This window comes from Staphylococcus shinii (assembly GCF_017583065.1).
GTDB classification, from domain to species: Bacteria; Bacillota; Bacilli; order Staphylococcales; family Staphylococcaceae; genus Staphylococcus; species Staphylococcus shinii.
This window is the reverse complement of the sequence record NZ_JAGEVL010000014.1, coordinates 13792-36777: the sequence shown is the minus strand read 5'-3', so window position 1 is coordinate 36777 and position 22986 is coordinate 13792. Positions and strand designations below refer to the sequence as shown.

Genomic DNA, 22986 nt, shown 5'->3' with positions numbered 1-22986 from the left:
TTGTATATACTTACCTTTAGAGTCATTAATGAAAAAGAAAATCTTAATAATAATTACTTGTATCTTTTTCAAACCATGCTTTTTCAAGCAGTTTAACTGCTGCTTTTATTTGTTCTATGGATAGTACTGCAAAGCCAAGTAGGACGGTTTGGCCATCATTTTCCCCGTATTCAGAAACAGAATTTACTTTTACACCAAATTTTGCTGCTTGATTAATAGCCTCTTGTTCTGTCATACCATTATTTAAACGTAGGGTTAAATGCAAACCAGAGTCTTCGCCTATAACTTCAACACTTTCTGGGAAATGTTTTGAAATAGCTGTAATTAAAACATCTCTTTTTTTTCGATAAACTACTTTCATTTTTTGAATATGTTTTTCCCAATATCCTCTATTTAAAAATTCTTTTAAGATATTTTGGTCTATGCGAGAGACTGTTTGAGCATAAAAGAAAAAGTCTTCTTGGTAGATATTGATTAGAGAAATTGGTAAAACCATATAACTAATACGCAGAGAAGGTAATAGTAATTTGGAGAAAGTACCCATATAAATTACATTTTCTCCGGTATCTAACCCTTGAAGCGCAGGTACTGGTTTACCACTATATCGAAATTCACTATCATAATCATCTTCAATAATATAACGGTCTTTTTGTTCTTTTGCCCATTTCAATATTTGTAAGCGTTTTGAAACCGGCATAATCATACCACTAGGAAACTGATGGGACGGCGTCACAATCGCTACATTTGCATCAGATTTAATTAAATGAGAAACAAGCATACCTTCTGAATCGATTGGAATGAATTCTACTTGATTTGCTTCTTTTTCAAATAACATCATTTTCCTATGATATCCAGGGTCTTCAACAGCAAATTTGCTCTTTGGTAATAATAGAAAAAGTATCTTCATTAAAGTTTGTGTGCCAGATCCGATAACAATTTGACTTGGATAACATTTTACTCCTCTTGCTTCGTATATATAATCCGCAATCGCTCTTCGTAAATATACCTCTCCTTGAGGATGGCCTAACTGTAATATTTGTTTGTTATCATTTTGAAATATTTCATTTACCAACTTTCTATAAAGGTTAAAAGGAAAAGATTCTGGATCAACACCAGTGTATGCAAAATCATAGGTATAACCATCGTTGTTATCTAATTTTTCCTCTACATACTGGGGATTTTGATAATTTATATTAAAATCCTCTTCTTCAATATCGCAAACATAATATCCTTTTCTAGGAAGCGTTTTTAAGTAGCCTTCAGCAACTAATTGCCCATAGGCAGATTCAACAGTATTTTGACTAACGCAAAGATGCTGAGAAAGTTTTCGTTTTGAAGGCAACTTCATTTCAGGTAATAATCTTTTTTTCTTTATCTCTTGTTTAATATACGAATATAACTGGATATAAATCGGATCTTTGCCTTGAATATCAAAATTCGGTGTTAACTGTAACATTAAATCTGGTCCCCTCTACTAATAAAATACTGGCACTTATAAAAGAGTCAGATATTCACTATAATACCTTAAGAGTACAATTTTTACATCATAGCAATAAAAATACTAACAATGGAGGGTTAAAATGAATCAGCAAAATCAACATATAGGATATATTATGATTATTAGTGGAGCAACTCTTTGGGGCCTATCGGGTCCGATGATACAGTGGCTTTTCCAACATTCCAGCATTTCATCCATAGATTTTCTTGTTTTTCGCTTACTATTAGCTGGAATTTTTCTTCTCTTGTATCTTTCTTTTTCAAAAAAACAAATCTTTGAAATTTGGAAGTACCCAGGTCACAGATTTCAACTCATATTATTTGGCGCTATTGGTATGCTCGGTGCTCAATACTTTTTTATCGAGACAATCAATGTAAGCAATGCTGTCACGGCTATGTTGTTTCAGTTTTTTGCTCCAATCCTTATTACAATTTATGTATCCATACAAATCAAGCAGCTACCAACTGCCAGACAATTTATCTCTATAGTTATAGCTTTAATTGGTCTCTATTTTTTAATCACAAATGGTTCGTATCAAAACATTCTTCTAACCAAACAGGGTATTATTTTTGGACTTCTTACAATGCTAGGTTTTACATTTTACACTATACAACCGGTTTCTTTAATCAAAAAATGGGGCGTCATTCTTGTAGTTGGGTGGGGGATGTTAATCGCAGGTGTATTTTCCTTTTTATTAAATTTAAATTTAAGTATTCAAAGTTTTATTGAAAGCTTAACAATCACAACAACTGTTATGTTATTAGGTGTGATTATAAGTGGAACTCTTTCATTTCTTCTTTATATCGGAAGTTTAAAGTATTTATCCCCATCTGAAACAAGCATTTTATCCAGTATAGAACCTCTTGTTGCAATCATCATTTCAATTACTTGGTTAAATGAATCCTTTGGATACTATCAACTAGTAGGCGGACTATTTATTATTATAGCTGTCGTAGCTTTAACTACACCGAAAAAAAGTAAGTATGAAAATTAAACAAATTTTTCAAAATTTTTAAGCTATAAAGTAGTATAAAAAAGATACTTCTTTATAAAGAGTGTCTTAACCATTTCAAAACATGCTCGTTAACGAATATATCTTGATCTATACATTTTTTATCTCTCTTTTCTTAAGAGGTACTTTATATTTTCGAGAATCTTGCCATAGTTTGTAAGTAACTTAATTTCCCAAAAAGTAGCAATAACATAATGTGCATTTAAATTATCAGCTTTTAAAAGCAATAAACATTAAAATCCTTCGCTTTTCAGATTTTTATTTCGGTTTAAGAAAACACACAAATTCTTCTTTAAAATCAGCAATTACTTATAAATGGTTCAAAACTGTATAGTTACTTTTAGGTAAATCTTTAATTTTATTCTAGTATAGTATATTGCTTACGTGTATTAAACTTATCTATAATTACTTTTTAATTAATTTTGGCTAAATAAATACGATGTTTGGCATTTTGCTACATATGAACTAACAATTTTCTGAAAAGAGTAATAAATCAATTTATTCCTCTGAGTTTACATTATAATACCAAGGGTAAAATCTTTAGAGGAGGATGGTACAAATGAAAGCAGTTACTTATCAAGGTCATAAAAATATGGAAGTGCGTGAAGTACATGATCCAATAATAGAAGAATCAACGGATGCAATTATAAAAATAACAGCTTCAGGTATATGTGGTTCTGATTTACATCTTTACCATCAAGGTGATTTATTTATGGATCCTGATTTTGTTATTGGACATGAGCCAATGGGAATTGTAGAAGAAGTAGGAAAAGAGGTTAAAACCTTAAAAAAGGGAGATAGAGTAGTTATACCTTTTAACATAGGTTGTGGCGATTGTTTCTATTGTAATAATGAAATGGAGTCTCAGTGTGATAATTCTAATCCATCACCGGCAAGTTGGAAAATGAATAATGGTGGACTCTTCGGTTTTGGTGGCATGCACGGAAACCACTGGGGAGGTCAAGCAGAGTATTTGAGAGTCCCATTTGCCGATTTCTCCTCTTTCAAAGTTCCAGATAGTGATTTGAAAGACGAACAAGTATTATTTTTATCTGATGTGGTCCCAACAGCTTATTGGAGTGTTGAACATGCAGGCGTAAAATCTGGAGATACCGTTATTGTTCTCGGTTGTGGCCCAATCGGTTTAATGGCACAAAAATTTGCTAAATTAAAAGGCGCTGAACGTGTTATTGCCATTGACAATGTAGAACATAGATTAAACCATGCCAAAAAATCCAATGGCGCTGAAGTATATAATTTTTCTAAAGAAGATAATATAGGAAAATTACTTCATGAAAGCACACGCGGTGGTGCAGATGTCGTTATAGATTGTGTTGGAATGGATGGCCAAGTTGCTCAAGATGATTTAGAGATAAGTTCAAATTCAGCGCAACGAGGTAACATTAGTCCCATTATTACAGCAGCTGAATCAGTAAGAAAATTTGGAACGATTCAATTAACTGGTATTTACGGTACACCTGCAGACAATTTTCCAATAGATTTAATTTTCAATAGAGATGTCCAAGTAAAAAGTGGACAAGCGCCAGTTATTCATCAAATGCCAAAATTATATGAAATGATTAAAAATGAGGTTTTTGATCCAACAGAAATTATAACTCATACCATGCCTTTAGAAGATGCAAAACAAGCGTATGATATTTTCGATCAGAAAAAAGATAATAATATTAAAGTAATTCTAAAACCATAATAATAAATATATAAAGAAGTCTATATACTGGTTATAATCTGTATATAGACTTCTTTATTAATTTCATGTGATAATTTTCAGAACCGCTAAGTTTCAAAATTTCTAAATCTAACCAATGCTCTATGAAAATATGAAACAATTTTAATCATTTGCTATATAAAGTTTCAAATGCTTAGATGTTAATGTTTTATTCTCTTTAACAAAGTTTATAGGATAGCCACTAAATTGTACTTTACCTCCATCTAGACCAGGACCTGGTCCTACATCTATAATCCAATCAGCATCACACATAATTGATAAATTGTGTTCAATTAAAATAACAGTGTTATTTTGTTCAATAAGATCATTAAAACAGTTTATCAATATAGGAATATCAGCTTCATGTAAACCTGTCGTAGGTTCATCAAATATAAAAATACTATCTGTAACAGCATCATTTAAATATTGGCCTAATTTAACGCGTTGAATTTCACCACCTGATAATGTAGATAGAGGTTGGCCAAGGGTTACGTAATTTAATCCAGTTTTACTTATAGCTTGTAACTTAGACTGAATTTCATTTTCTTTATCAAAAAATCTTATACCTTCGTCAACAGTCAATTCAAGGAAATCAGCAATGGAATAGCCATCTATAGTTGCATTCAACACTTCTGGCTTATAACGTTTACCGTGACACACTTCACATGTTTGTGAAAATTCACCCATAAATGCAAGTTCTGTTTCAATATAACCTTTACCACCACAATTGGGACAAGCTCCTTTCGAATTATAACTAAACATAGATTTATTTAATCCAGTTTCTTTGCTGAAAAAATTTCTGACTCTATCAAAAACACCTAAATAAGTTAGTAAATTAGACCGATCGGAACCTTGTATCGCTTTTTGATCCATAAATACTGCATTATCATTTTTTGCAAAACCTGCCTTAACAAGTGAACTTTTCCCAGAACCTGCTACTCCAGTTAATACTGTCAAAACATGCTTGGGTATATCAACTGTCACATTATTCAAATTGTTTTGGGTCACTGGTCCAAGATGATAAAAACTCTTTGCTTCACGTATCTCATTTTTTAAGTGATGTTTGATACGTAGTGCTTCCCCAGTAGATGTATCTGAAGACAATAATTCTTTGTATGTTCCCTTAAACGTTATCTCTCCACCTTGCGCCCCTGAACTTGGCCCCATATCAATAATATAATCTGCTTCTTTAATTACATCAGGATCATGTTCTACAATTAATACTGTATTACCTTTATGTTTTAAAGATTTCAAAATTTCATTTATTTTTGCAATATCCTCTGGATGTAAACCAACACTTGGTTCATCAATGATATAAACCAAATCAGATAGCGAACTATTTAAATGTCGTATTAATTTAAGCCGTTGTGCTTCTCCACCTGATAAAGAAGTGGTTACACGGTCAAGAGTTAAATAACTTAATCCTATATAATCAAGTGCTTCTAATTGTTTTCGGAGTGGTTCAATAATAAACTGGGCTGTTGAATTATTTAATTTATTAAGAAATGCTAAATTTTCTTTTACAGTCATTTGTGTGAAATCTGAAATATTTTTCCCCATAATTTTACAACTCAAAATTTTCGAATTTAAACGTTGACCGTTACAAGTTGGACAAATTTTATTTTCCACAACATTTTTAAGATGTTTAGCATAACGTTTTTTGTTAAATTCTTTATCTCCCAAGAATATTCTTCTAAACCTAGGTATAAGTCCCACATATTTTGCTGATTTCCGCCATTCTTCAGGTGGTTTTTTTAATTTTATTGGCTCCTGATACAAAAACAAATCTAATTCTTCTTTTGTATATGCTTTTAATTTTTTATCATTATCAAACAGACCACTATCACGATAAGCTTTCCCTCTTTCTTTATCAGGTCCAAAAGATGGAAAATTAATAGCACCTTCATTTAAAGATTTGTTCCAATCTAAGAGCTCATTTAAATTAATGTCTTCAATGTAACCTAATCCTTCACATGTTTCACACATACCATTGGGACTGTTAAATGAAAAGGCATCTGAATAACCGACAAAAGGTTCACCTATCCTTGACCATAATAATCTAACAGAGGCGTATATATCAGATACTGTACCTACAGTAGATCGAGAATTACCATTAAATCTTTTTTGACTAATCGTCATTGCTACAGGAAGATTTTTAATTGCTTTTACTTTTGGTTTAGGTTGCTTATTTAAATGAAATTGAATGTAGCTAGAATAACTTTCATTTAAAAGTTGTTCAGATTCAGCAGCTATTGTTCTGAAAACCAGTGATGATTTACCTGAACCAGAACGACCTGTAAATACTGTAACTAAATGTTTAGGTATAGTTATATTTATATTTTTCAAATTATTTTGTGAAGCTCCTATAATGGTAATATCATTCATAAATTAAATTGCCCTCCATTGTAATTTTTAACAATTAATAGTATAGATGAAGTTAAAAGATTAGTAGAATTTCGAAATAGGTTACATTACAAAAACAGTATGTAGAATATCTAATATTTTATCGTAGATTATAAGTTATCTTAATGAAGTTAAGTTCATTTTATTTTTATAAAAACCTAACAATAAGAGACTAACAGCAAAGTTTATAAACTTTGCTGTTAGTCTCTTAGATAATAAATACTGATTGATATTATAAAATTATGCTTTTAATTTTTTAATAATTTCTCTATTGAAATCATCTAAGTCATCTGGGACACGACTCGTTACAATATTGTCATCTATTACAACTGATTCATCAACAACGTGTGCACCAGCATTAGATAAATCTTTACGTACATTGATAACGCCAGTTATTGTGCGGCCCTTTAAATCATCAGTATCAACTAGTAGAAGTGGACCATGACAAATCGCAAATGTAGGCACATCATTTTGAGTAAAATACTTAGTAAATGTACCATAGCGACCTTCTTCATCACCACGTAAATGATCGGGTGAGAATCCGCCAGGAATTAATAATGCATCATAATTTTCTGGTTTCGCATCTGCAATGCTAACATCTACAGTTACTTTCTCCCCATGTTTGCCAACAAGTTCATGTTTTGCTGTATCTCCAATAACTTCAGTCTCAAATCCAGCATTTTCTAATGCTTCTTTTGGACTAGTCAATTCTATATCTTCAAATTCATCTGCTAAAATGATTGCTACTTTTTTAGTCATAATACAACCTACCTTTCAATTATATTTTAAAACCTAAGTACTATATACACTAGAAAAAGGAAGTTTAAACATAAAATGTTTTCTAATTTTTTCACCAACTACATGTGCATTTTTATCTATTTAGTTTAATCTTATTTAATATTAATTGTAACTGATTATGCATTTGTATGGGCATCTACAATATCACGACATTGTTTAGCAGCTTCTACAGGGTCATCAGCATTTGCAATGCCGCCACCAACAATAATTAAATCAGGATTTTCTGCAATAATATCTTTAATTGTATCTGGTTTAATACCACCTGCAACTGCTACTTTAGAATTACTAATTACAGATTTAACTTTACGTAAACTTTCTAAAGGAGATTGACCTTCAGCTTGTAAGTCATAACCAGTATGAACAGCGATATAATGTGCGTCTAAATCAACTAAATCTTTCGCACGTTTTTCTAAATCTTGTACTGCAATCATAGCTACTAATTTAGAAAAGTAATCGTTTAAGATTAAGTAAATTACAAAATACACTACCTTATATCAATCAACGTATGTTAATAAGAAAACTTCGAGAATTAGAGCAAGACAAAATCATTGAAAGAACTGTCTAACCAGTAGTTCCCCCTAAAGTAGGTGGTAAATTGAATGAAATAGAATTAAATCTTGATAAACTAGTTTCTTCAATTTGTAGTTAGAGCATTGACTTTCTAGATACAATTAAAAGTAATAATCATAGGTATTAACATAAGTAATCGTTATTAGAAATTATTATGCCTTTTTATTAAATTTAGTTACTAAAGAAGCGACTTCAAATATTAAGTGAAATCATACTCATATACCAAGTAAAGTGACAAATAAACATTGAAATTTCATTTTTCAAATATCTAAATTAATTTACTCTAGTAGTACTTTTTTTAAAATGTGTTTTCAAAATTCATGAGCTGATACATAAATTTTTCAAAATCTTCTCTAACAAAACAGCTTAATAAAAGTAATTTTATTTCTTTTGTTAAGTTGTTTTTTATTTCTTTTAATAAGCGTTCTCCATTATGCGTCAAACTAACTAATTTAATACGTTTATCATTAGAATAAACTCGTTGCACATAACCTTTGTATTCTAACTTCTTAACACGTTTTGATATAGCTGTCTTATAAATACATTGCTTATTTGCTAAGTCGTTAATCGATATTTTTTCATTATGGTGAATAAAATGCATTGTTTCTATTTGTTCATAAGATAAGTAGCGACCTGGTTCCAATTCTTTAACCATGTTAGTAATTGATTTATTAATATTCGCTGTAGCATCATAGAATTGGTTAATCATTATTTCTAAGTTTCCCTCTTTATGCTCCATATTAACCTTCCTTACTAAACTATCATTTATTCCATTACATCACTTTCTTCAGCTTTTTCAGTTGCTTTTCTCATCAGTGGATCAGTAATTGGTTTAAAGATAACACCAATTAATAAAAATCCTATACCAAATAATGAAAGGATCACTAATTTTTTAGTTAAAATTTCAGGTACAGGTCCTCCAACTGCTTCTCTTAAAGCATCTATTGAATAAGAGAAAGGTAAATAAGGGTGAATGACTTGGAAGAACTCTGGTGTAACTTGGATAGGGAAGGTTCCTCCACCACCTGCTATTTGTAGTACAAGGAAGATGATTGCAATTGCTTTCCCTGGATTTCCTAACAATGACACTAAAGTATATACAATTGAAATAAATACAAGTGATGAGAATACTGCTATAGCAATAAACCATACAACAGATTCAACTTGCGCTTTCAGTATCACTATATCTCCAATCGATACGATGAGTGCTTGGATAATACCCAACGTGTAAAACAACCCACTCTTTCCTAGATAAATTTCTCTTGTCGTTAGATGTGGCTCTAATGATTTATGTTTATTATCTGTCGTTAATAAACTTACTAGTAATAAAGCTCCTACCCATATTGCTAATGCTGTGTAAAATGGTGTGCTTGCTGAACCGTAGTCTTTAACAGGAAATATGTCTTTTTGATCTATATTAATTGGATTTGCGATTACATTAGCTTGTTTTTTCAAATCATTTTTCAATAAGTCTACCATTTTATCCACTGCATCGTCGTCTTCAATCTCGTCAAATAGTTTGTTCGCTTTAGCCAGATCTTTTTCAACATCTGGTAATTGATTACGTGCAAAATCTGCCAAATTGTGCAAGCTTTCTTTTGCACGTGGTTGATTTGTATCTAAAATATCTACCAAATTATCATACCGATTAAACAGTGTAGGTATTGTATTGTTCACAGTTGCTGTTGTATCAGATAACTGTTGTTCTAAACCTGGCAAGTCATTTTCAATAAATGATGCTGCGTTAGACACACTTTGTTTAAATTGTGGATAATAATTTTGAGCAATGGACATTGCATCCATATATCTTTGCTCAATGACTGGTAGTGCACTTTGAATCGTCTCAATTCTATCCTTACCAGTAGTTAAAATACTTTCTCCTGAATTTATAACTTGATCAATTGTGTTTAATTTCGATTGAACAGTTGATAGTTTTATATCGCCGTCATCTAATAATGACATCACATCATTAGATACATCTAATAATTTTTGGTTTAGTTCTGACTTAATATAGTTTCTTAAATCATCTAAGCTACTATTCACGCGTGGAATTTCTTTAAGTAATTCTACTGCTTCTTCTTTACCAGAACTTCCATTAGAAAGTGCTTCACTAAGTTGATTTTGTGTCTTAATTAAATTATTAATTCTATTATTTGCTGATTCTAATTCCTTAATCTCATCAGAAAGATCTACCTTTTCTCTATCTTCAAGCTCTGATAATATATCTATAAACTTTTGATTGGACTTACTTGTTACTTCAAGTCTAGATTTAATATTATCTAAAGTTTCTTTGAAATCTTTTGGCTTATCTGTAGATATAATACCGTAAGTGACATTTTTTAGCGCATTAATATCTTCTTGACTACTTTCCGCTTGTTTGTCGGTATAATTGGATAAAGATAATAATGATTTTGATAGTGAAGATTCCATTGCGCTTACATCTTCACTACTTATTGCTGTTCCATTTTGATTATTCCCAGCATTGTCGCTATTACCATTACTTATTTGCGAAGTTTTAATATTTGAATAACTATCTGACCCTTTAGAACTTTGCTGCTCAGTTTCAACATTTTCTTGTAATCGATTATTAGCATTTTGATTTGCTTCTTGTGCATTATCAACGACTTCTTGATAGCCTTCGACACGCTGTTGCACTGCAGGTAAATATCCTTGCGCTTCATTCAGGCCTTGTAACCCTGCGTCAACCCCTGCACTTGCAAGGTCTACACCACGATTAATTTTTGGAAAAGCTTCTGGTACATCATTAGATGCAACATTCAAGGCATTTTCAATATTTGGCATGTAGTCATTTAATGCCAATATCAATTTAGCTCGCTCATTTAATGTCGGAATGGCCGCATTAACTTGGTTTAATTTATCTGCAGCATCTATAACTTCACTTTTATGATTTCCTAACCCTCTAAATTCATCAGCATAATTGTCAATTTCATCCTGATTTTCATCTAAATATATTATTTTATCAGCAAAATCATTAATTTTGGGTATAGAATCATTAGCTTTAGATACTGCATCTTCAATTTTATTTATGGTTGGAATTTCTTCCTCAAGTTTCACGCCAAGTCGATTTGCTTCATCTAATAATGCTTTTGTTACTGTCTCATTAAATTGTTCATTTGCTTTTTGAACAATGGCACTAGTCCCTGCATTTGTCATTTTAGGCGCAATCGCATTAAGTTTTTGATTCACTTTGTATTCTACGTCTGCTTGCTGTGGTTTTTTTCGAAGTGTGCCGGTAATTTGGTGCGTAAACTTCTCTGGTATGTAAATGGCCGCGTAATAATCGCCCATCTTCAAATCATGATTGGCTTTTTTTCGACTTACAAATTGCCAATCAAAGTTATCATCTTTCTTTAGTTTATTGGTAATTTTATTGCCCACGTTCACATTTTTATCTTTAACTTTATCTCCCTTATCCTCATTTACAACAGCTACTTTAATATTTTTAGTATTACCGTATGGATCCCATGTCGCTTCTAAGTTAAACCAAGCATAAAAAGAAGGAAGAAGTGCTAAACCTCCTAAAATCACTAAAACAGCAGGCGTCTTAACAATCTTTTTCAAATCCATTATAAATAATTTTATTGCGTTCTTCATTTATACACCTCTAAAACTGTATCTATTGATTTTTTCACATAATTTAAAATTACTATTTGTTAATTTCATATAAGTTGATATACTGAAACCATTAGCAAAGACTATCCGTTTTATGGTTGATAAGTATCAACTAAGTCCAAGTCTGTCTATAGTGTACCAAGACAAACCATAGTTTGTACATAGCAAAGTAATCTATTTTAGAAAAGAGGTATTTTCATGAAGCAACAAAAATTATTAGTCTTTTTACTTTCAACATCTTTACTTATTCCATCATTTTCTATCAACGATGTTAGTGCCGAATCTTTAGAAAAAAGTGCCACAAATTCTGAATCAAATGACGTGTATAAGGAAAAAGATGAGGAGCAAGCTAAGCAATCACATTCATCAAAAAATGGAAATGATGAAAAGGAAAATAGTGACCGTAAGAGTAAGTTAAATAGTACAAAAGATGAAAGGACTACAGAAGATATTAATAATAAAAGACACAAAACTTCTGATAATGAATCATCCAACGAAAAAATACCGAGTTCATTTGAAAATTCATTTAATGATTCATCGTCTTATGATAGTTTGAATGTTTTCAAGCCAGAACCTTTTAAGAGTGACAAGGATGGGCTATCTGAATTATTAAATCAACTGTTTTCTAATAATAAAGTGAAACAAACTTCTACTATAGAGAATAACAATGTACAAAACGAGAAGAATGAGAGTAAAAATGATGATACATCTATAGATCAAATAAATCCAAAAACGACAAATTCGGATGATAGTGACGAATCAAATACTAACAATTTAGAAAAAAATAGTGATAAGGGTTCACTCCAAGATGACATTGATGATGTACAGTCATCTGAGAAGTCAGAGAACGATGATATAGATAATAAATCTGAATCAAACAAACTTCCAGTTGATAAAAATCAAAAAAAAGATGATGGTGAGTCAAAACAATCCTCCCAACAAGATCAATCTTATGAAGAAGCAAATAATGATGCTGATGATTTAGACAACAAAGATAATGACACACTTGCTACTGAAAACGATAATGCCAACAGTGATAACGAAAATGCTGATAAATCAGATACAAAATCTGACGATAAAGTATTAGATGCAATTTTAGACGAGTATAGTGAAGATGCTAAAAATAACAAAAAACAATATGATGCTAAAAAAGATGATTTATCAAATGGAAATAGTAAAAGTAAGGAAAATAATTCTGAGAAACAGGCATCGAATACAAATGCTAACCCTCAATTACCTTCTGAATCACAATTAGCTAAAAAAGAAAAGCCCGCTCAATCATTTGAAAACGACATAAACCAATCAAACATCAGATCTACTGCAACTTTCCAACAATTGCCAAATTTATCGGATGATAATAACAATTCTAACGATATAACAATTACTGAAAGTAAAAATACACGAGATTTTATTAAAACAGTTGCACAAGACGCTCACGACATAGGTCAAGATGAAGATATTTATGCATCTGTTATGATTGCCCAAGCCATATTAGAATCTGACTCAGGCACTAGCGATCTTGCTAGTTCACCACATTTCAATTTATTTGGAATAAAAGGAGCTTATGAAGGTCAGTCGGCTACATTTAATACACTCGAAGATAATGGCAATCATACGTTCCAAATTCCAGCAAACTTCCGTAGCTATCCAAGCAAAAAAGAATCATTGGAAGATTATGCCAATTTAATCAAACAGGGCATCGATGGTAATCAGGACATTTATAAACCAACATGGAAAAGTGAAGCTTATAGTTACCGTTCAGCAACAATGCATTTGGCTACCACATACGCGACTGATTCACAATACGCGGACAAATTAAATAGTATTATCAACCACTATGACTTAACACAGTTTGATAATAAAAAAATGCCTGATTTAGATAACTACAAAGCGAACAACGATGATTATGATTCAGCTTTCAAACCATTTTCAGAAACAACAAATGACTCTCCTTATCCTCATGGGCAATGTACATGGTATGTTTATAATCGCATGGCACAGTTCGACAAATATGTGAGTGGTGATTTAGGCGACGCACGAAACTGGAATAATCGAGCAGAAAGAAAAGATTATGCTGTTTCTTCAACACCAAAATCTCACACTGCCGTTGTATTTGAGGCAGGTCAACAAGGAGCAGACCAGATCTACGGTCATGTAGCTTTTGTAGAAAAAGTTAACGATGATGGTTCTATCGTTATATCAGAATCAAACATTAAAGGACTTGGTATCGTTTCTTATAGAACAATTGATGCAGATGCTGCAACTGAATTGAGTTACATTACAGGTAATAACTAGTAAATTTAAATATTCCCTTTATTTATTAAAGTGTTTAATTTAACTTTTAATCATTCAAAATACAAATGCTCCATTCAAAGTGAACACTAGTAAGTGGAACTTTGAATGGAGCATTTTAAATATACTATATGAATTAACTCGTACTAAATACGTTATAATTTAATATTTACAATTTTTCGATTTATTTCGTTTGGTGAACCATATTAATCCACCACCTATAATGAAAAGTAGAATCCCTAATGGAATCGTTGATTTTTTTACTACTGTTCCTGTATCAGGTAAAGAAAAATCACCATTATTGTCAAATAAACCACTTAAAAAGCTACCCGAGGAATCACCTAGAGATAAAGCACGCCCAGGCGAAGGATTAGATATATCCTTAATTCCATCTAATATACTATTTCTATTGAATAAATCGTCAAATAGACTTGGTGTACCAAGTAATTTTGAATTTCCACTTAATTTTCGCATCTGTTCATCTCTGTCTAACAAACTCCCATCAAATTTATTTGATAAACTTGGCGTATATTTTAATGGTTCAAACAAACCATGCATATCATCTTTAAATTTACTTATATCTTTATCAGCCTTTAATAAATCATTCAACTCATTATTAATTCCCGATTTCATTAGATTTAATAAGTTATGCTTAGAATCTTCTTTTTTGGCAATAACGTCAGCAAGCGCTTTAGCTTTAGCATCATTTAATTTCGTAGCTAGCATTGTTTCTAAAGCTTTACGTTTATCATGAGATTGGTCCAATATATTTTCTAAAATATCATCGCTTGTAACATTGTCCCCAAAATGATGTTTGATTAAAGCTACAATTTGTTCGTTACTCGGATTTTTACGCATTATTTCACCAACGATTTTTGATGTATCTATATGATCAAATTTAGTTAATAGTATCGTTTTAATAAGTTCTTGCTTATCAGATGTTTTATCAAACATAGATTTTAAAATATCATCACTCGTAGTAGTAGATAAGTTATCTAACTCACTAACAACTTGACTCGCGATTTGTTGATCTGTTTTACCTTTTGTATCTATACGTTCTAAAATAGATTGTGCACTCTTTTCATCAAAAGTACCACTAACAATATCTTTTACAGCTTGTTCTTTATTATTTACAGATTGTAAATGATTTAATACAACGTCATTTTGTTTCTTTAGACTTTGTTGCGTTTTTTCTATTTCTTTTTTCAATTTTTCTTTGTTTTTAGCAGATATTGAGTCTCGTTCAGAAAGCTTTGAATCCAATATCTTTAAATTATTTTCTTTATTTTCGACATAATAATCTAAATTATCTTTTACTTTTGAATGGTTTGTCGTAACTTTATCGATGTCTTTTTTAATTTCGTCTGATTGTTGCATTTGATTACTCTCAGTATTAGATGTATCTTTAAATGCTAAACCGTCTTGGTTGTTTTCTTTAACAGCGCTTTTGTCATTTTCTGAAGTTGTATTTTTATTTTCTTCACTATCATTCATATCTGCTATATCTTTACTTTCTTCATTTAGTTTGCCCATATCAACTAAATGAGATATATCTTGCTTTGTATCTCTTTGATTTAAATTAGCATCAAACGTATTATCTTGCAGGCCTTCTTGATCGAACAAGTCAATACTATCTTGTTCTTTAATATGGTTAGACTTTTCTTTAACAGAAGAAGCTATATATTTTTTACTATCTAACTCACTTTTCACACTTTTCTTATCTTCAGATACTTCCTTTTTGTCATTTTCAATTAAACGACTCTGCACTTTATTCTGTTCAATGGTTTTATTATCAACTTTTTTTGCTTTCTTCAATATTGCTTCAACTTCTTCTATGCTTTTAGCTTTTGTAATTTCTTTAATAGAAGCATCTTTCTGACTACCTTTGATGTTTTTTAATTTATCAATTTTCTCTTTACCTTCTTGAATGCGTTTTTCTAGCGTATTTTCACTATTCGAATGTGTCTCAATATTTAAATCAGCCTTATCTTTTGCTTCTACTGATGGTATCGAAGTCATACTATACCCCATCAAAGAAGTGATAATAATGAGGGCCATAGTAGAAAATTTAAATTGATGATTTAATCTGGTTTTATTACTTAAATTATTATACCTTAACTTTTTCATTAAATTCACCTTTCTTCTAATTATTCATCCTCATTATATAGGTTATATAACTTTATTCAAATAGCAATATTGCTATACTATATCATTAAAAAATAAATTTTATGTCCAAATTTATTGATAAATTAACTTACATTTAAAAATGAAAATGATTATCAGAAGTTCCGATGATACAAATATAAATGCTACAAGTTATTCAACTTGTAGCATTTATTTAATGAATATGATCTTTTAAACTATTATTAGCCACCAAAAAAACGGCTCCAGAAGCCTTTTTTAGATTTCGTTTCTTCACCCTTTTCGTCTATATCAGTATCGTTGTCATTTGGATTAGATGGAACATCTTTTTTTTGTGCTTCTTCTTGCATAATTTTATCGCTTTTACTTTCAGATATATCCTTGTGTGGAACCTCTGTTTCTTTTTCCTGATATTGATTAATATTTACAGAATCATTAGGGTTCTGTTGCAAAGTAAAAAATATAGCTAACCACTAATTTATCATGTCAGTGTTCGCTTAACTTGCTAGCATGATGCTAATTTCGTGGCATGGCGAAAATCCGTAGATCTGAAGAGACCTGCGGTTCTTTTTATATAGAGCGTAAATACATTCAATACCTTTTAAAGTATTCTTTGCTGTATTGATACTTTGATACCTTGTCTTTCTTACTTTAATATGACGGTGATCTTGCTCAATGAGGTTATTCAGATATTTCGATGTACAATGACAGTCAGGTTTAAGTTTAAAAGCTTTAATTACTTTAGCCATTGCTACCTTCGTTGAAGGTGCCTGATCTGTAATTACCTTTTGAGGTTTACCAAATTGTTTAATGAGACGTTTGATAAACGCATATGCTGAATGATTATCTCGTTGCTTACGCAACCAAATATCTAATGTATGTCCCTCTGCATCAATGGCACGATATAAATAACTCCATTTTCCTTTTATTTTGATGTACGTCTCATCAATACGCCATTTGTAATAAGCTTTTTTATGCTTTTTCTTCCAAATTTGATATAAAATTGGGGCATATTCTTGAACCCAACGGTAGACCGTTGAATGATGAACGTTTACACCACGTTCCCTTAATATTTCAGATATATCACGATAACTCAATGCATATCTTAGATAGTAGCCAACGGCTACAGTGATAACATCCTTGTTAAATTGTTTATATCTGAAATAGTTCATACAGAAGACTCCTTTTTGTTAAAATTATACTATAAATTCAACTTTGCAACAGAACCTTTAATAGTATATCAATTTAATGATTTTGCATTCCTAACCACTATGATGTTATAATGCAATTAACAAAGATGTCGTGCATGTATGCACCAAATCCCCTAACTATGCCAGTAGTTAGGGGATTTTTTGGTGTGACTAGTCGCCTATTTATCATTGCGTTTGCGTAGCCAGTTCGCAAATAAAGCAACGATGCAACCACTTGCTGCTGTGGTCATGATGTTTACAAAGATGTCGGTCATTGCGTATGCACCTCCTCTCTACGTCAAATTGACGCCAGAGATAGGCGACTCCACTATTATACCATCTGTTAATCTACAAGCATATGCACTTCCGATAAGTTGAAATATGTTAAATAGAAATTAAGATACTTAATACCAGTACCTATTACAGTATACTATCGTTAATTTGGTGTTTACAGAAATACCATGTTACTATCACCATCTTCAACACCTATATATTTCATAATATTTATTCAATACATTCTAAAATATGAATATAATTTTTGATAGCTTTTTCAGCTATATTTTGCATTGATTTGCCACTTGAGACAGACTCAATTTTAAGTAATTTATGTAATTCTTTGTTCACTTTAATCATTTTATATTCTGTTTTAATTTCTTTTTCCATTTTGAATAAACTCCTTAAAGTCAATTATATTAATCAATTGCATTGTTAATAATACCTTATTTAACTGTTAAATTCTTTAATAGCATCCCTAATCTCTTCTTTTAATTTTTCATCATTCTTATAACCATTTAAATTGATATATTCCGCATCGTTTTGCACGTACTGTAAAAAGTCTTTAAATGTATTTACATAACCCGCATATCGATAATATTGTTCTTCTAAGTTCTCAAAATCTTCTTTTGAAACTTCATATTGACCATAACCTGCCATAAGTTTCATTTTAAGATCTTCGTTTTCTTTTTCAAGTGCATCAATGCGCTCATCGGCAGGATATACAACCGTCGGTTTAATCCGATTACCTAACGCAGTAAGTCGTGTATATGCCGTTGGATTTAAATTTCTTATTTCTGCAAGTTGCTTTACTTTTTCATACTCGTCTTCAGTTAAATTGATATTGATTGTTTTAGCTTTTTTATGATTTTGATCTGTCATTGGTATCCCCCCATAACTAAGTAAACACTCAAAAAATAGATGCTATTTTAATTGAGTGATTGCTTAGTTATTATTTTAACATATGAGGGGATATTTGATGAATAATTACTAAATATAAATACCGTTTATATAATTAGTAATTACTCATATTTAATGCGCACATTTTTGCGCATTGGACTAAGCAAATACTCATGAGTATTTGCTATTTTTTCACAGAAAAAATCACAGGGGGCTTGGGGGATTCATCCACCAACAAGCAGGGTATCTAGGCACAAAGTGGCTAGCATTCCCATTGCTTGCCAAACCTCTGAAACGATGTGAGAAAGATTGTATTATGTTATAATACAATCAACGGAACAACGTGTCTTTCGTTAGAAAGCGAGGTGGGATTATGAGCGAACGTAAAACAATGATTGAAGGTAACGAAGCTGTCGGGAAAAACCCAATCCCCGACCGCAAGGCACCGAAACAAATTAGTTTTCGTGTGAGCGAATCCGAATATTCAAAGTTACAGACTTCGGCTGAAACTTTGAATATGAGTGTGCCTTTGTTTGTTAAAAACAAAGCACAAGGGGCTCGATTAGTGGCGCCCAAATTAGACAAAGTCACGCGCCAATCGATGGCCAAAGATATGGGTAAGTTGGGTAGCAACTTAAACCAAATCGCGAAAGCTTTAAATACGTATGGCGAACGCGCAAATATGGAACAAATGCAACAAGATATCGCCATCATGCGTGAGGAGTTGAATCATATATGGCAACAACTAAAATAAGTCCTACGAAATCGACATCACGGGCCATTAACTATGCAGAAAAACGCGCTGAAGAAAAAAGTGGTTTAAATTGCGACATCGATTATGCGAAAAGTGCGTTTAAAGCTTCTCGCGAAGTTTACGGTAAAACAGACGGCAACCAAGGTCATGTGATTATCCAGTCATTTAAACCAGGAGAAGTAAACCCTGAACAGTGTAATGCACTCGGTTTAGAACTAGCCGAAAAAATAGCGCCTGATCATCAAGTGGCGATTTATACGCATGGTGATACTGATCATGTACATAATCATATCGTGATTAATGCCATCAACTTAGAAACAGGAAAAAAATTCAACAACAACAAACAGGCACTCAAAAACGTCAGACAGGCAAATGATGAAGTTTGCCGTAACCACGATTTATCCATTCCTAACGACCAAGCAGAGATACGCTACACACAAGCTGAACAAAATCTCATAGATAAAGGGAAACAATCATGGAAAAACGACATTCGAATCGCCATTGATGAAACACAAGCGACAGATATGGAAAGTTTTCAAGAACAATTACGTCCGAAAGGCATCATTATTGAACGTGTGACGGATAAGACGATCACATATAGACATATAGAAGCAGATAAAAAAGTACGTGGCAGCAAATTAGGGGATATTTATGACAAAGGAGGCATTACACATGGCTTTGAAGCCGAGAAACAACGTAGAAGAAGAAAATACGAATCAAAATCAACAACTCCTGAACGAACTCCAAAAGATCAATCAACGCATAGACAGCCTAGAACAACGCTTAACTGGTCAGCTTTCGACCAATCAACCCAAGCCCTCTTCAATGAACGCAAACGCCGTGAACGAGCTGAAAGAACAGAACGCGAAGCTCGGGAACAGGATGATCGAGCTCGAGCAGCGAGAGCAAAACAGATCGAATCAGAACCAAAACTTAGTAAACGAACTAAAGGCTTCGACCTCGAACTTTAAAAACTACTTAGATAAAACAGAAACCAAAGTGATTAAAATTTCCAATCAAATGTTATCAAAAATTGATACCAAACATATAACTGAGGATGTCACAAAAGCATTCAGACAAGAAAAAGATGAGATGTATGAAGATCTCAAAGGTATTCGAATGGCCAACCGAGAACAACATGAAGTATTGAATAATAGTTTAAAAGAAAATCAAAAGTTGAATAGCACGTTTAAAACGAGTATCAAAAGCATGACGCATGGTATTGGGGCTTTATACTTCGTTATTTTATTAATGGCTTTAGCCTCAATTGTCACAGGTCAAATGGGACATATTTTAGGTATTGATAGCATGTATAGTGCCTTGCATCATACAATTACACATGCGCAATCCGCATGGGGCTATTTATGGTATATAGCTTATATCGTCCCTTATCTACTCTTTATTTTAATTTTATGGGCTTGCTTAAGTCTATTAAGATTGTTTGAAAAGTAGAATATAACGTAAAGTATTTATAAGTAGCTATCTATTATGTTATTTTATAAGTAACAAGTGAAGTATGGTTCGCCATATGCAAAACCCCCACTACTTTCCAGAGTAAAGTGGGGGTTTTATTTATAACCTTAATTACAAATATATTTAAATTATCCTAATGCTACTTTACGGTTACATACTGCAACTATAAGATTCTTACAAAATACTTAAAAGAATTTTAAAATATTTTAACAAGGAGTGTAATAACAATGGATTTTCATAAAATACTAAAAAAGAAAAGAATAGAAGCCCATTTATCTCAAGAAGAATTAGCAGAACAATTAAACATAAGCCGACAATCAATTTCGAAATAGGAAAATGAAAAAGGATATCCAAATATTGAAACACTCCTAAAAATAAGCGAAATATTCAATGTCACAGTAGATGAGCTTTTAAAAGGAGATGATTACTTGAAAAATAAAATAATTCAAGACAGTAAAAAGTTAAAATATCCAAAATGGAAATCTTTCTTTGATATTTTAACTTTCATAGGTTTGATATTCATAATTGCAAAAATAATTGTATTTATAATTACTAAAGTAACTGGCAACGAAATTGGTTTCTTATCAGGATCCATAATTTATTCATTCCTACCACTACTTTTAATGATTATTGGAGCTATTGGTACTGATATATTAAGTAAAAAATATAAGTAATGCTTTATTCCAATTGCTTTATTGACGTTGAGCCTCGGAACCCTTAACATTAATAAATTTTCTCGGCATAAATGTGTGTTCTTGTTATAATATAGGCAACACGTTGGGGGTGCTTATTAACAGTAGTTTTTTTATAATCTACTTCACAAAAGTAGATAAAAAGCCAATCCATTTTATCTGGATTGGCTTTTTATTTGTCTTTATTTGAATTTTAAGGGGGTATTTTAAAGAATTAGGGATAACTCAAATAGGTTTTAACCTAAATGCCTACATAAGCTCTTAAAATGCAAATATGAGCCAAATAAATATATTTTAATTCCACGAACTAAAATTTGATCAAAACCAGTGACTAATTTTTAGACACTGCCCATTTACATTCAAAGTTCCAAATTGCAGTAACTGAATATTTCGAGGTTTCTTTGATTACTTTAAATTATTGATTAAAGATATTATGTTGTTTCATGTTTTGACGTCGCATATAAAGTGCATGAGTTTCTTCAAGTTCAGCTTTAATGGATTGCATTAAATACCCTTGCATTGCTTCGACGGTTTCATTTTTTTGTAGCAGCATCGCTTTAAAACGTTTCAACACACTTACAATTTCAAACTCAACATCTTCTAAACGGTAATAGGTATCATGCGCATTATTAAATGATTTCTTCCCTTTGAGTAAGACACTTTTAATAATTCGTATTTCTCTAATTTCAAATTTACTTAAATAGTTTTGAAGTTGTTGCGGCAATTCTTCGAGTACTTGGAACTTAAGCGCATCATTATTAAATTCGGTTTGTTGATGATTTGTATGATATGAATGATTATTGTTTATTGGAGTATTCGATATATCATTCATATCATGCGTATCATTATTCTCAGTTTCTATATAATCAGTATTATTTAATTCAGTATCATTAGACTGTGAATTTGGAAGTTCTTGACCACTTAAATTCACAGTTCCAGAACTTCCAAATTCATTGTTCTGGAACTGTGAATTTGGAAGTTCCTTGGTACGACTGGCTTCAACATCATAATTGGGTTTTAATAAATACAATCTATTGGGTTTATTAAGGCCAACACGTTCTTGAGTTAGTAAATTAAAATTTACTAACTCTTTTTTCAATTTTATAATTTTTTGTTCTGCATAACCTAAGTATTCGCACAAATGCTTATTACTGAAAATAAAGTAAATGTTATTATTTTTATCTACCCATTCATTTTGGATGGATAATTCAAAACGATCTTTTAATAACGCGTACATAATTTTGGCTTCTGCTGACATTTTCTTGAAATATGTATCTTCAAATAAATATTTAGGCAGTTGATAAAACCTTTCAGTTTTTACTTGTGATAAATTGTATTTCTCAAAATTGGGCATAATAAAAACCTCATTTCCACTTTTTTGGATTGAGGTAATAAAACAATTTTTACGTAAGTTATATGTTTTGTGCTTGCACTTAGATGATTAGATATATATAATACAAGTATCAAAAAATATATAAACAAACGAATGCGAATCGTTTTATTACCGAGAGTCGATGCTATTGGCGTAGCATCGACTCTTTTAATATTCATTAAAGTAATATTAACACTTTTAAGGTCGTATATAAAGCGTTTTAAGTGTAGTTAAAAGTAAATTATAACCTCAAAATGA

At 31.5% G+C, this 22986-nt stretch carries 20 protein-coding genes and 2 pseudogenes; 9 read left to right on the top strand and 13 right to left on the bottom strand.

Annotation, left to right across the window (positions count from 1 at the left end; translation table 11 throughout):
- Positions 1-43: 43 nt before the first annotated feature.
- Positions 44-1456 carry a MocR-like pyridoxine biosynthesis transcription factor PdxR gene (gene pdxR, locus J5E45_RS14000; RefSeq protein WP_153672681.1) on the bottom strand — a complete coding sequence of 471 codons (1413 nt, stop codon included), beginning with the start codon at positions 1454-1456 and terminating at the stop codon, positions 44-46.
- A 124-nt stretch (positions 1457-1580) separates the two neighbouring features.
- On the opposite strand from pdxR, the gene J5E45_RS13995 reads away from it, so the two are divergent.
- Entirely contained in the window at positions 1581-2492 is a 912-nt protein-coding gene (locus J5E45_RS13995) for a DMT family transporter (protein WP_153672680.1), read from the top strand.
- Between the two features lie 577 nt (positions 2493-3069).
- Positions 3070-4218: an alcohol dehydrogenase catalytic domain-containing protein gene (locus J5E45_RS13990; protein ID WP_011303359.1), complete on the top strand. Its 1149-nt coding sequence runs from the start codon at positions 3070-3072 to the stop codon at positions 4216-4218.
- Positions 4219-4359: 141 nt separating this feature from the next.
- On the opposite strand, the gene J5E45_RS13985 is transcribed toward J5E45_RS13990, so the two are convergent.
- The 3 genes and pseudogenes from J5E45_RS13985 to J5E45_RS13975 form a co-directional block, all read right to left on the bottom strand.
- A complete protein-coding gene (locus tag J5E45_RS13985; protein WP_172972990.1) occupies positions 4360-6621 on the bottom strand; it encodes an ATP-binding cassette domain-containing protein in 2262 nt (753 codons plus the stop codon).
- 258 nt (positions 6622-6879) lie between these two features.
- Positions 6880-7398 carry a type 1 glutamine amidotransferase domain-containing protein gene (locus J5E45_RS13980; RefSeq protein WP_107510966.1) on the bottom strand — a complete coding sequence of 173 codons (519 nt, stop codon included), beginning with the start codon at positions 7396-7398 and terminating at the stop codon, positions 6880-6882.
- Between the two features lie 155 nt (positions 7399-7553).
- Positions 7554-7877: pseudogene (locus J5E45_RS13975) on the bottom strand (orotidine 5'-phosphate decarboxylase / HUMPS family protein); the annotation flags it as partial.
- Positions 7878-7888: 11 nt separating this feature from the next.
- Between J5E45_RS13975 and J5E45_RS13970 the strand changes: the two are divergent.
- Positions 7889-8086, top strand: a pseudogene (locus J5E45_RS13970) (winged helix-turn-helix transcriptional regulator); the annotation flags it as partial.
- A 219-nt stretch (positions 8087-8305) separates the two neighbouring features.
- Here J5E45_RS13970 and J5E45_RS13965 read toward each other — a convergent pair.
- Together J5E45_RS13965 and J5E45_RS13960 are read right to left on the bottom strand one after the other, a co-directional pair.
- The gene (locus J5E45_RS13965) at positions 8306-8746 is read right to left on the bottom strand and encodes a MarR family winged helix-turn-helix transcriptional regulator (protein WP_208182372.1); all 441 of its coding nucleotides are present in this window, start codon (positions 8744-8746) and stop codon (positions 8306-8308) included.
- 26 nt (positions 8747-8772) lie between these two features.
- Entirely contained in the window at positions 8773-11622 is a 2850-nt protein-coding gene (locus J5E45_RS13960) for a YhgE/Pip domain-containing protein (protein WP_069792841.1), read from the bottom strand.
- Between the two features lie 216 nt (positions 11623-11838).
- On the opposite strand from J5E45_RS13960, the gene J5E45_RS13955 reads away from it, so the two are divergent.
- A complete protein-coding gene (locus tag J5E45_RS13955) occupies positions 11839-13935 on the top strand; it encodes an amidase domain-containing protein (protein WP_069792842.1) in 2097 nt (698 codons plus the stop codon).
- 159 nt (positions 13936-14094) lie between these two features.
- On the opposite strand, the gene J5E45_RS13950 is transcribed toward J5E45_RS13955, so the two are convergent.
- The 6 genes from J5E45_RS13950 to J5E45_RS13925 all read right to left on the bottom strand — a co-directional run bounded on the left by J5E45_RS13950 (position 14095) and on the right by J5E45_RS13925 (position 18419).
- Positions 14095-15951: a GA module-containing protein gene (locus J5E45_RS13950; protein WP_225518617.1), complete on the bottom strand. Its 1857-nt coding sequence runs from the start codon at positions 15949-15951 to the stop codon at positions 14095-14097.
- Between the two features lie 347 nt (positions 15952-16298).
- Positions 16299-16526 (bottom strand): hypothetical protein, encoded by a 228-nt coding sequence (locus tag J5E45_RS13945; protein ID WP_069792844.1) that lies wholly within the window; start codon positions 16524-16526, stop codon positions 16299-16301.
- A 45-nt stretch (positions 16527-16571) separates the two neighbouring features.
- On the bottom strand, positions 16572-17246 hold the full coding sequence (locus tag J5E45_RS13940; RefSeq protein WP_001105987.1) for an IS6-like element IS257 family transposase: 675 nt from the start codon (positions 17244-17246) through the stop codon (positions 16572-16574).
- A gap of 197 nt (positions 17247-17443) precedes the next feature.
- Positions 17444-17539 carry a type I toxin-antitoxin system Fst family toxin gene (locus tag J5E45_RS13935; RefSeq protein ID WP_002510758.1) on the bottom strand — a complete coding sequence of 32 codons (96 nt, stop codon included), beginning with the start codon at positions 17537-17539 and terminating at the stop codon, positions 17444-17446.
- A 229-nt stretch (positions 17540-17768) separates the two neighbouring features.
- Positions 17769-17927, bottom strand: coding sequence for a hypothetical protein (locus J5E45_RS13930; protein ID WP_153672652.1), 159 nt, complete (start codon positions 17925-17927; stop codon positions 17769-17771).
- 60 nt (positions 17928-17987) lie between these two features.
- Entirely contained in the window at positions 17988-18419 is a 432-nt protein-coding gene (locus J5E45_RS13925) for a plasmid mobilization protein (protein ID WP_107600786.1), read from the bottom strand.
- A gap of 391 nt (positions 18420-18810) precedes the next feature.
- On the opposite strand from J5E45_RS13925, the gene J5E45_RS13920 reads away from it, so the two are divergent.
- The 5 genes from J5E45_RS13920 to J5E45_RS14420 all read left to right on the top strand — a co-directional run bounded on the left by J5E45_RS13920 (position 18811) and on the right by J5E45_RS14420 (position 21338).
- Positions 18811-19191: a plasmid mobilization protein gene (locus tag J5E45_RS13920; protein ID WP_153672651.1), complete on the top strand. Its 381-nt coding sequence runs from the start codon at positions 18811-18813 to the stop codon at positions 19189-19191.
- Complete coding sequence (locus tag J5E45_RS13915; protein ID WP_208182369.1) at positions 19173-20162, top strand: relaxase/mobilization nuclease domain-containing protein; 990 nt, start codon at positions 19173-19175, stop codon at positions 20160-20162. The genes J5E45_RS13920 and J5E45_RS13915 overlap by 19 nt, the downstream gene beginning before the upstream one ends.
- 28 nt (positions 20163-20190) lie before the next feature.
- Positions 20191-20643 (top strand): DUF334 domain-containing protein, encoded by a 453-nt coding sequence (locus tag J5E45_RS13910; RefSeq protein ID WP_208182367.1) that lies wholly within the window; start codon positions 20191-20193, stop codon positions 20641-20643.
- Positions 20644-20891: 248 nt separating this feature from the next.
- Positions 20892-20996 (top strand): helix-turn-helix domain-containing protein, encoded by a 105-nt coding sequence (locus tag J5E45_RS14425; protein ID WP_237282934.1) that lies wholly within the window; start codon positions 20892-20894, stop codon positions 20994-20996.
- A 96-nt stretch (positions 20997-21092) separates the two neighbouring features.
- Positions 21093-21338, top strand: coding sequence for a hypothetical protein (locus J5E45_RS14420; protein ID WP_237282932.1), 246 nt, complete (start codon positions 21093-21095; stop codon positions 21336-21338).
- A 433-nt stretch (positions 21339-21771) separates the two neighbouring features.
- On the opposite strand, the gene J5E45_RS13900 is transcribed toward J5E45_RS14420, so the two are convergent.
- Positions 21772-22710, bottom strand: coding sequence for a replication initiator protein A (locus J5E45_RS13900; protein ID WP_208182365.1), 939 nt, complete (start codon positions 22708-22710; stop codon positions 21772-21774).
- Positions 22711-22986: the final 276 nt, after the last annotated feature.